Raw genomic sequence first — 916 nt, 5'->3', positions numbered from 1 at the left:
AATCGGGTCAGGGAAAGCGAAGCGCGGAAGGGGAACGCACCAGTATGGTGCATTCCCGTAAAACGATTAGAGAGATTCTTTGCGTGCCAGCGGGTGCCAGACTTCTGTTAATGCCCCTTCCCCACCGGTAATGGGATCGGTTTCAGGCATCGCGACGCGTTTTATTTCAAGCATAGACTGTTCCATCAATGCCTGCTCGTCACGCAGGGTTTTCGGCGTCACGCCCGGCGGGTAAGCCCCCACGGCCATGAAATCATCGCTGGCGGCAATTTGCTGATGCCCGACGCCCGCCGGTATCAGTATCACATCACCGGCATAAACGGTGACCATGCGCCCGCTTTCGCCGCCAAACAGGATCTCGGCCCAGCCGCAGGTGATCCCCAGCAATTCATGGGTATTCGGGTGATAGTGGGTGTAGGGATAAATCGGGGCGTGCCAGCTGACTGGCCAGCCGTGGCGGCCAAACTCAGCGCGGAACCACTGCGCCAAATCGTCTGGCGATAACTCTTCCGCCCCTTCTTCCGGCTCGTCCGGCACCACCTGTGGGTAGATGATCAGCGGCAACGGGTTATTGGGGATACCCTGTGAGGGTTGCGCCAGCATCAGATGGCGCGGGTTTGAGGAGGCACCTGCAGCAAAGGTCCCGGCAGCAAACGACATCATTAACATTACACTGCGAGAATGGGTCACCATATCAGGCTCCTGGTCAAATTGCCTTGTTGAGTGATTGTTAAATTAATTGTGGCACTATTCCGCCAGCTTGCAATCTTTTCCCTACGCCGCAGATCACATAACTTATTAATTTAAATGAACTTAAGCCAAATTCATTGGTGGTTACCCACCTTTGATCCCCCTCACCCTGAGATTTGACTTTACGATCACTCGATAACACATTGTTACTATTACTGTATGTAAC

The 916-nt window shown here is 53.7% G+C and carries 2 protein-coding genes; both read right to left on the bottom strand.

The features are described from left to right. Positions 1-66: 66 nt before the first annotated feature. A complete protein-coding gene (locus tag WH277_RS08265) occupies positions 67-693 on the bottom strand; it encodes a cupin domain-containing protein (protein WP_234472516.1) in 627 nt (208 codons plus the stop codon). A 37-nt stretch (positions 694-730) separates the two neighbouring features. Beyond that, positions 731-916: hypothetical protein (locus WH277_RS08260; RefSeq protein WP_339505230.1), on the bottom strand; the 186-nt coding region annotated here is incomplete at its 5' end.

The sequence above is a fragment of the Erwinia sp. MYb416 genome (assembly GCF_037479575.1).
In the GTDB taxonomy this organism is placed as follows: Bacteria; Pseudomonadota; Gammaproteobacteria; order Enterobacterales; family Enterobacteriaceae; genus Erwinia; species Erwinia rhapontici.
The sequence above is the reverse complement of the archived record's forward strand: the minus strand, read 5'-3'. Positions and strand labels throughout refer to the sequence as shown.

Bases quoted from the DNA above. Each gene is read 5' to 3' on its own strand.
- WH277_RS08265 (WP_234472516.1), bottom strand. From the start codon at position 693: ATGGTGACCCATTCTCGCAGTGTAATGTTAATGATGTCGTTTGCTGCC.